This window comes from Corallococcus sp. CA054B, assembly GCF_003611625.1.
In the GTDB taxonomy this organism is placed as follows: domain Bacteria; phylum Myxococcota; class Myxococcia; order Myxococcales; family Myxococcaceae; genus Corallococcus; species Corallococcus coralloides.
Genome location: NZ_RAVY01000118.1, coordinates 22,815 through 31,296, shown reverse-complemented (window position 1 = coordinate 31,296; position 8,482 = coordinate 22,815). Strand labels below are relative to the sequence as shown.

Below are 8,482 nucleotides of genomic sequence, written 5' to 3'. Positions count from 1 at the left end.
GGCGGGCATGGGCCGTTCTTTACACCACGCACGCGCGGAACCTTCCCGGAGCGGCGTCGGGCGTGTTGGCTGGCTGCTTCTCTGCCCGGAAGGGCCCGGCTGGATGCCTCCTGTTGGACGTCTGGCCGCCCGCCCCGGAAGCAGGCGCCGGATGCGTGCCATTGCCGGTAGTTGGGTGCCCTCCGAGGCGAAAGGGTGTTCCTGGCCGGACGTGCGGCAGGCAGCCGTGCCAGTTCTCCCCGTGTCAAGGCGTTACGGACGGCGAGGGGCTCCCTAGCTTTCCCACATCAACGCAGCACATCAATTTCGAAAGGGAGGGCGCGCATGCCTCGCTCCTACAGCTTCGACCACTTCCAGGTTCCCAAGACCCTGCCGCCGCAGAAGCGCAGCCTGCGTCAGCGCGACAAGGCGCGCCTCGCCCAGTCCTCGCGGGTGGCGGTGGACGAACACGAGGGTGTCCACTACGGCAAGAGCCACGCGCAGACGGAGGAGATCCTCACCGCGCGCAAGATGGAGCTTCAGCTGGAGGAGCTGGCCCGTCCGGAGGCGGACGCGAAGTTCTCCCACGGGCCGGTGTCGCGCGTGAGCGGCGCCTCGAAGAAGCAGCGCAAGGCGGCCCCGTCGCCTGTCATCGGGACGACGGCGCCCATCGGAGCGCTGCCGCCCACGCAGGAGCGGCCGATGCAGCAGGGCCGGCTGCCGGACCTCATCGACGAGGCGCGCCGGCAGCTCAAGGCCATCCAGTCCGGCGTGGGTGACGTGGCGACGGCGATGCAGCGGCTGGCGTCGCTGCCTTTCCAGGCGGTGCGCCTGGCGGCCCGCCGCATCATTCCGGCCTGAGCAGGAAGGGGAGGGTGAACGACGCGTGGAGCTGACCCTGGTCTCCTACAACATCCACTCAGGCATCGGCGTGGACGGAGCCTTCGACCTGGAGCGCGTGGGCTCGGTCTTGCGCGAGGTGAACGCGGACATCATCGCCCTGCAGGAGGTGGGGGACTTCCGGGGCAAGACGTCCCGGGAGGACCAACCCGAGCACCTGGCCGAGATGCTCGGGATGCACATGGCCTTCGGACCCAACGTGGTCCGCAACGGCCGCCGGTACGGCAACGCCATCCTCAGCCGGCTGCCGGTGCTCAAGTCGAAGAACTATGACTTGAGCGTGCCGCGCCGTGAGCCCCGGGGCGCGTTGCGGTGCGACCTGGACCTGGGAGGGGGGCAGCAGCTGCACGTCTTCTGCCTCCACCTGGGGTTGTCCGTGAGCGAGCGGCGGCGGCAGGAAGCGCTCCTCCTGTCCGCCGACCTGCTCCGCGACGCGGCCCGCAAGGACCCCATGGTGGTGTGCGGGGACTTCAACTCCTGGGGCAACGGGCCGGTGTCGTCGCTCGTGCGCGAGGCCATCCACGACGCCGCGTTCGAACTGGGCGCCGCCGCGCGCACGTACCCCACGCGGCTGCCCCTGTTCCGGTTGGACCGCATCTACGTGGACTCGGGGGTGAGGCCGGTGTCGGTGACGCCGCACCGGACGCCGCTGAGCCGGGTGGCGTCGGACCATCTGCCGCTGGTGATGCGCTTCGAGGCGCCCATCGCCGTGCAGCCGCCTGTCGCACCGCCGGTGCAGCTGATCGGCTAGGGGTGTGGGCTTGCGGTAGGCTCGCTCCTGGGTCCGGTGGTTTCTCGCGTTGAGTGGCCGACGCTGGCGAACGCCGGACAAATTCCTCGCGCCGTGGTTGTCGCGGGGAGGTGGGGTGCCTAGGTTGGCGCCCACGCGCACAGGGACGTGAGCGTCGGCCGGAGAGCGCATGCACGTGGGCAGTGAACAGACGGATCGCGGCGTCGCCGCGCTCGTCGGGCGCATGGCGGACGGCTTCAGTCGGTTGGTGACGCAGCACCTCCAGCTGGCGCGCGTGGAGCTGGCGGAGGACGCGAAGGCCATGGGCCTGGACGTGGCGAGCATCGCCGTGTTCGTGCCCTTCCTGCTCGTGGGGTACGCCTTCATCTGCGGGGCGCTGGCGGCCGTGCTCGCTCCGTGGACGGGGTGGGCGGGGGCGCTGGCCATCGTAGGCTCGGCGAACCTGGTGGGCGGAGGCCTGGGCATCCTGCGCGCGGTGAAGCGGATGAAGTCACGCCAGATGATGGATGACAGCGTGAGCGAGCTGTCGCGCAGCATGGCGGTGCTCACCACGGCGCAGCCGCGGGTGGCCGCGACGCCCGGGGTGAACACGCTGAAGGACACGACGGGAATGGCTTTCAAGGAGCCGCGGGATGGCCGCTAGCAATGGACACCTGCCGCGCACGAGCGCGGCGCTTCGCGAGGAAATCGAGCGCACCCGGGCCGACCTGGCCACGTCGGTGAGCGCGCTCAAGGTGGAGGTGGCGGAAGTCACCGACTGGCGCCAGTGGGTGCGCAAGCATCCCTACGCCTGCGTGGGGACCGCCTTCCTCGTCGGTTGCCTGGTGGGCTCGCGGCGCTGAAGCTGCGCCAGCGGGTCCTGATGCAAAAGCTTCAAGACGCAATCGGAAAAACGAACGCACAGCAGAGGGCTTCCATGGAAATCAATCCGCAGCAGATGGCAGACCGGGCGCGGCAGCTTCAGGACCAGCTGCCGAACATGGACGAGGCGCGGCAGAACCTGGTGGACCTGAACCATCAGGTCGTCGGGTTCATCAAGGCCAACCCGGGCACCTGCCTGCTGGGCGCCATCGCGGTGGGCTTCATCGTGGGCCGCATCGCGTCCCGCTAACCGGTTGCCGGAAAAGGGAGCACGGACATGACGAACTACTCGGGCACGACGGGCAACGGCACGGGGCACAGCGAGGACGCGGGCTTCGGCCAGCGCGTGGATCAGCTGGGCTCCGACGCGCAGCAGTTCATCGGCAACGCGCGCAGCGCGGTGGCGGACCTGGGGCAGGCGCTGGACCTGAAGGGGCGCGTGGAGCGCAACCCCTATGGCACGTTGGCCATCGCCGTGGGCGTGGGCTACGTGCTGGGCGGCGGTCTCTTCACGCCGCTGACCGGGCGCATCCTCAAGCTGGGCGTGCGGCTGGCCGCGCTGCCCTTCGTGAAGGATGAGCTCATGGGCATGGCGGAGTCCGCCTTCCAGGGCTATCAGACGGGCCGGGGCACGCCGCCCTCGGGCAGCGTCTAGGATTCTTTCGCAGCACCCCACGTCTTTCCCCGAAGTCATTTCCCCGGAGTCGGACATGCTGAGCCTGAAGGACTTGAAGAAGCTGGACCGCGACGACGTGCTGGACCTCATCGGCCTGGAGACGCGCCGCACGACGGCGGAGACAGCGCTGCCGGCGCTGGGCATCTTCGCGGCGGGCGTGCTCGTGGGCGTGGGCGTGGGCCTGCTGCTCGCGGACAAGCCGGGCCAGCAGCTGCGCGGTGACCTGCGCCAGCGCATCCAGGGCGGCCAGGACAAGCTCGCCACGGCCATCAACAACGCGCGCGGCACGGAAGGCCAGCAGGGTGCCGGCTCCACGGTGCCGCCGGGCCAGCGGACGACCTGATTCCAGGGCGTGGCCTTGAAGTCACACACGGGCCTCTTCCCGCTCAAGGCGGGGAGGGGCCTTCGTGTTTCCGGCGAGGGGCAGGGCGGATGGCCTAGGATGCGAGGCGATGAGCAAGAAGCCGCCCGGGGCGACACCGCCACCGAGACATGACACGCCCGTGGATGTGCCCGCCGTGGACGCGTCCCCGGCGCTCCCCGTGCGAAACACAGACACGCCGTGGGCCTCCGGACCCGACGGTGCGCTGGGGCAGTTGCGCGCGCTGGAGACGCTGGAGTCCGCCTACGACGCCTGGGCGGAGCTGAAGCGCGGCCACGCAGCCTCCGTCATCCAGTTTCGCGAGGAGCAGGCCCGGCTCACGCAACAGGGTTCGTTCCTGCTGGGCGCGGTGCGCGCCGCGGGCATGGACACCGGTTCGACGACCCCGGGCCTCCAGCAACAGGGCGCCGCCAGCGACTTCCTGCGCGACGCGGAAGCCAAGCTCGCCAAGGCGCGCGACGCCGTCTCCCAGCGCGAAGCGGAGAGCGAGGCCCGCCATCAGGTCGCGTTCACGGAGGTCCGCGCCACGCTGCTGGACCGCGTCCAGCGCTACCTCCAGCGCAGCCGGCCGCACCTCACGCTGCTCCTGCGACGGGTGGGCGCGGAGCGCTCCATCCTCCACGTCGCGCGCGTGCAGCCGGATGAGGCCGTCCTGCTCTGCTACCTGCTGACGCAGCGGGTGCCGTCCCGCTACGGCTTCCTCTTCGACGACTTCACCGAGGACCTGTCGCTGCCGCCCGCGCCGCTCTACGCGGAGGAGTCCGTCGCCTCCGACGCCGTGCGCCCGGACGCGCCGGGCCTGCTGCGCGTCATCGACGCGAGCACGGACGTCGTGCCGCTCAAGGGCTTCATCCCCCTGCGCGTGCCCAGGCCCGGGGGAGGGGAGGACTTCTTCCGCCTCCTCCAGCGCGGCGCCGTGATGGAGGTGGAGATCGCGGACGGTCCGGACTTCCGCAGCATCCTCACCCGCGAAGAGTCGGAACGCTTCGCGGGCCACCTCCTGCGCCTCAAGTTGGAGGAGCGCATCGGCCTGGACATCGAGGCCGGCTAGCCGCGCTCAGTTCGTCCGGACGATGCCCACTTCCGCGGTGCCCGCCAGGACGACGCTGCCCAGGAAGAGGTTGTCGGACTCCGGGCCGCCCATGCGCACGGCCTGGAAGATGACGAGGTAGGCCTGCTTGGGGTTCGGGAACGCGGTGGCGGGAATCGTCACGCGCGGCTCGCGGAACAGCGCCGGGGTCGCGGCCAGTTGGAGGAACTCCACCGGCGACGTGGGCACGTTCGAATAGGTGGCCTGGCCCTTCTCCCCGTTCGAACCCAGCGGCACCACCGTCACGAAGCCCAGCGTCCGGTCCTGGTTCGGCGGAGGCGCCGGCCGGTCGAACTCGAACGCCGTGTTGGCGTTGTGGCGCACGAAGCCCTCCGCCGGGTGGAACTTCGAGATGGCCTCCTTCGTCGGCGCGTCCTCCACCCGCGCCTCGTACTTCGTCCCGCCCTGCTCCGCGAAGAACGAATAGGTGGCGCCGGACGCGTACTTCAGGTCGTCCGTGGAGTCGCTCGTCACGCCGTAGCTGCCGCCGCCCTGGCCGTTGAGAGGAACTCCCGCCGAGCTCCCGGCGTTCAGCGTCACGGTGGCCCCGCTCAGGCCCTGCGGCTGCGCGTTCTCCCCCGACTTCGTCCCGAAGAACACGAACGCCGCCGTCTGCCCGGGGAAGGTCACCACGTCCCCGCCGCTGGTCCCCCCGTCGTAGCCCGCCAGCGCCAGCGCGGACACCTCCACCTGGGGCGTCGCGAGCAGGGTGCCCACGATGACGTGGTCCGCCTTGAGCTGGTTGGTCGTCTTCTCCAGGTCACAGGCGAGCGGCGACAGCAGGGACACGGTGGCCAGGGCGGACAGCAACAGGCGTTTCATGGGCACTCTCTTGAACGGGGCACGGGTGACGGCGGCCAACCATACCGCGCGTGTTGCCCATGGGCGCGAGCCCCCATCGGAGTATCCTGGGCGCCGCTCGTGCAACGCCTCCGCATCCACTCCTCTGGCCGCCGCTTCCTCCACCGGCTCGGCTTCTCGCTCGCCATGGCGGCCCTGTTCGGCTGCCTGCTGGGTCTGCTCGTCTCCCAGCGTGACACGGGCCCCGTACGGCCGGACGACACGCCCGCGCCCCTGCTGTCGCCCTCCGGCTTCATCGACGGGCTCTCGCGATGGATCGACGGCGGCGAGCGCGTCTTCTACGACTGGCGCATCCGCCAGCTGGGAGAGGTGTCCGAGCGCTCCGACCGCGTGGTGCTCGTCTCCATCGACGACGACACGCTCGCCGAAGCCCAGCAGGGCCCCCGCGCGGACATCGCCGCGTACCCGTGGCCGCGCCAGGTCATGGGCAGCATGGTGCACCGCCTGGTGGAGGAGGGCGCCTCCGTGGTGATGCTGGACTTCGCCTACCCGGAGCTCAGCCCCCGCGCCTGCGTCACCCCCACGCGCTCGGGCCGGGGGGCCCTGTCCCAGGATGACGACGCACTCCGCGCCCTCCTGGACCAGGACCCCGGCCACTCCGTGCTCGCCTTCCGCTGGGGCGCCGAGGGCACCCGCACGCTGCCGCCCACCGGCCGCCTGTGGCCCTACCGCGTCCGCCTGGGCAGCTACCCCAACGTCACCGAGGCCCGCACCCGCGCCCAGTCCGTCCTCGCCCTCCAGCGCCCCGCGTTCCTCATCCCCGCCGGCAAGGCCCTGGAAGTGTGGGCTGGCGTCGCGGACGAGGGCGAGGGCCGCAGCCTGGGCGAGCAGATGGGCACCGCCGCCGCGGCCATCCAGGAGCGCCGCGCCGCGGATGACGCCTTCCGCGTGGCCCCGTCGGACCTGTTCCTCGCCCTGGCCTCCGTGCAGGTGCAGGGGCTGGATCCGGAGAAGCTCCTGGAGGTGCGCCAGCTCCAGCACCCGGTGACGCCGCTGCTCAGCCAGGCCAGCGGCTACGGCGCCACCACGCTGCCCGCGGACCCCGACGGCGTGGTGCGCGGCGTGCCCCACCTGGTCGCGTACAGCCCGCGCGGTGGCGAGCGCTACGTCCTGCCCTCGCTGCCCCTGGCCGCCGCCATGCGGCTCGCGGGCACGCAGAAGCTGCGGTACGCGGACGGGCGTCTCTACATCGGGGACAAGTACTCCGTGCCCATGGACGCGGCCGGCTACAGCCTGCTGCGCTGGGAGGCTCCGTCCGCCACCCGCGGCGCGCGCGGCCCGCTCGCCCGCTCCATCCGCGCGTGGAACGTGCTGCTCAACCTCTTCGACTCGCAGGAGGCGCGGCCCGTCCGCTTCGACCACGATCTGGAAGGCCGCGCCGTCATCCTCACCAACACCAGCAGCTACGCCCCCGAGCGCCGGGTGACGCCCATCGGGCCGGGCATCGCCAACGGCGCCGTGCTGGGCCAGGCGCTCGCCAACATCCTCGCGTCGGACGGCATCACCCGCGCGCCGCCCCGGGTGGACATGCTCGCCACCATGGGGCTCGCGTTCATTGGCGCGTTCCTGGCGCTGTCGTTCAGCTGGCTCCTGCGCTCCGTGGGCGGCGCCTTCCTCTTCGTCTGCGTGGCGGTGGCGGCCGGGGCGGGCTACGTGGGCGCGGCGGGCTACGTGTTCGTCCATGACCGGATGTGGATCGCCGTCGCGGGACCGCTGTGGTCCGGCGGGCTCGCGTTCCTGGTGACGACCCTCTACGCCTTCCGCACCGAGCAGGACGTGCGCGAGTTCGTGCACAGCGCGCTGGGCCGCTACGTGAGCCCGGACGTGGCGCGGCTGGTGGCGCGCGACGTGAGCCTGATGAAGCCGGAGCGCCGGCAGATGACCGTGTACCTCTGCGACATCGAGGGCTTCACGCGCCTGTCGGAGGCGCTGCCGCCGGAGCAGCTGGTGCCGCTGCTCAACACCTTCCTCACGGAGATGACCGCCGTGGTGCGCGCTACGGCGGGGCAGGTGGACAAGTACATCGGCGACTCGGTGATGGCCTTCTGGGGCGCGCCCGTGCGCACGGACCGCCACGCGCACCTGGCCTGTGAGGCGGCGCTGAAGCTCCACGCGGCGCTCGCGCAGAAACAGCCCCTCTGGGAGAAGCAGTTCGGCCACCGGCTGTCGGTGCGCGCGGGCATCGACACGGGCGACCTGCTGGTGGGCGACATGGGCAGCGAGCTCAAGTCCAACTACACCGTCATGGGCGACGCGGTGCGCATGGCCGGCCGGCTGGAGGCGGCCAACAAGGAGTACGGCACCCAGGTGTTGGTGGGGCAGGCCACCGCGCAGCTCGCCAGCGACGCATACGTCTTCCGCGAGGTGGACCGCGTGCTCCTGAGAGACCGCCCCCAGCCCGTGCGCGTGCACGAGCTCCTGGGTCGGCGGGGCGAGTTCTCCCTGGAGAAGCAGGCGGGCATCGCCCTCTACGAGAAGGCCCTCACCGCCTATTACGGGCGCGACTTCATCGTGGCCCAGGAGCTGTTCCGCCGCTGCGGCGTGGAGCACGGCGACCCGGTGGCCCGCGTCTACGTCCAGCGCTGCCAGCGCCTCATCCAGACGCCGCCGCCCGAGGACTGGGACGGCGTCATCCGCTGGGGCAGGCGCAGCACGGACGCGCGCTGAGAGGGGCGCCCGGAGGCCATGGGTGCCGTGAAGCGGCCTCCCGGAAGCCGAAGCGTCGAAACCTGTCCGACAGTCGGACAGGTTTCCCAAGGCCGTGACCGGTGTACTTCCCGGGGCTTCATGGAAACGAGGCCAACCGTCCGAGTCGCCTGCCGGGACAGCGCGGCCGCAGGCTTCATGCGGCCTGAACCTGTCCGACAGTCGGACAAATCGCCCAAGGCCGTGCCATCGCGGCCGGTGCACATCCCCGAATTCCAATGACGCGGGGCCCACAGTCCGCGTCGCCTGCCGCGACAGCGCGGCCTCAGGCTCCAT

General features: G+C 71.1%; 10 protein-coding genes. 9 read left to right on the top strand and 1 reads right to left on the bottom strand.

Annotated features, from left to right (window positions below; genetic code table 11):
- The first annotated feature begins 324 nt into the window (after nt 1–324).
- From D7V80_RS25700 to D7V80_RS25665, 8 genes are all read left to right on the top strand, one after another.
- Nucleotides 325–840 carry a hypothetical protein gene (locus D7V80_RS25700; protein WP_120590671.1) on the top strand — a complete coding sequence of 172 codons (516 nt, stop codon included), beginning with the start codon at nt 325–327 and terminating at the stop codon, nt 838–840.
- A 25-nt stretch (nt 841–865) separates the two neighbouring features.
- Entirely contained in the window at nt 866–1,630 is a 765-nt protein-coding gene (locus tag D7V80_RS25695; protein WP_120590670.1) for an endonuclease/exonuclease/phosphatase family protein, read from the top strand.
- 169 nt (nt 1,631–1,799) lie between these two features.
- Nucleotides 1,800–2,273 (top strand): phage holin family protein, encoded by a 474-nt coding sequence (locus D7V80_RS25690; protein WP_120590669.1) that lies wholly within the window; start codon nt 1,800–1,802, stop codon nt 2,271–2,273.
- Entirely contained in the window at nt 2,263–2,472 is a 210-nt protein-coding gene (locus D7V80_RS25685; protein ID WP_120590668.1) for a DUF3618 domain-containing protein, read from the top strand. The genes D7V80_RS25690 and D7V80_RS25685 overlap by 11 nt, the downstream gene beginning before the upstream one ends.
- A gap of 74 nt (nt 2,473–2,546) precedes the next feature.
- A complete protein-coding gene (locus tag D7V80_RS25680; protein ID WP_014398113.1) occupies nt 2,547–2,741 on the top strand; it encodes a hypothetical protein in 195 nt (64 codons plus the stop codon).
- A 27-nt stretch (nt 2,742–2,768) separates the two neighbouring features.
- Complete coding sequence (locus D7V80_RS25675; protein WP_120590667.1) at nt 2,769–3,146, top strand: hypothetical protein; 378 nt, start codon at nt 2,769–2,771, stop codon at nt 3,144–3,146.
- A gap of 55 nt (nt 3,147–3,201) precedes the next feature.
- Entirely contained in the window at nt 3,202–3,510 is a 309-nt protein-coding gene (locus D7V80_RS25670; protein ID WP_120566524.1) for a YtxH domain-containing protein, read from the top strand.
- A gap of 109 nt (nt 3,511–3,619) precedes the next feature.
- A complete protein-coding gene (locus D7V80_RS25665) occupies nt 3,620–4,600 on the top strand; it encodes a hypothetical protein (protein WP_233585718.1) in 981 nt (326 codons plus the stop codon).
- A 6-nt stretch (nt 4,601–4,606) separates the two neighbouring features.
- Here the strand turns inward: D7V80_RS25665 and D7V80_RS25660 are convergent, their stop codons facing one another.
- Nucleotides 4,607–5,461: a hypothetical protein gene (locus D7V80_RS25660; RefSeq protein ID WP_120590666.1), complete on the bottom strand. Its 855-nt coding sequence runs from the start codon at nt 5,459–5,461 to the stop codon at nt 4,607–4,609.
- 99 nt (nt 5,462–5,560) lie between these two features.
- Here D7V80_RS25660 and D7V80_RS25655 point away from each other — a divergent pair, with 99 nt between their 5' ends.
- Nucleotides 5,561–8,167, top strand: coding sequence for a CHASE2 domain-containing protein (locus D7V80_RS25655; protein WP_370452539.1), 2,607 nt, complete (start codon nt 5,561–5,563; stop codon nt 8,165–8,167).
- The last annotated feature ends 315 nt before the right edge of the window (nt 8,168–8,482 follow it).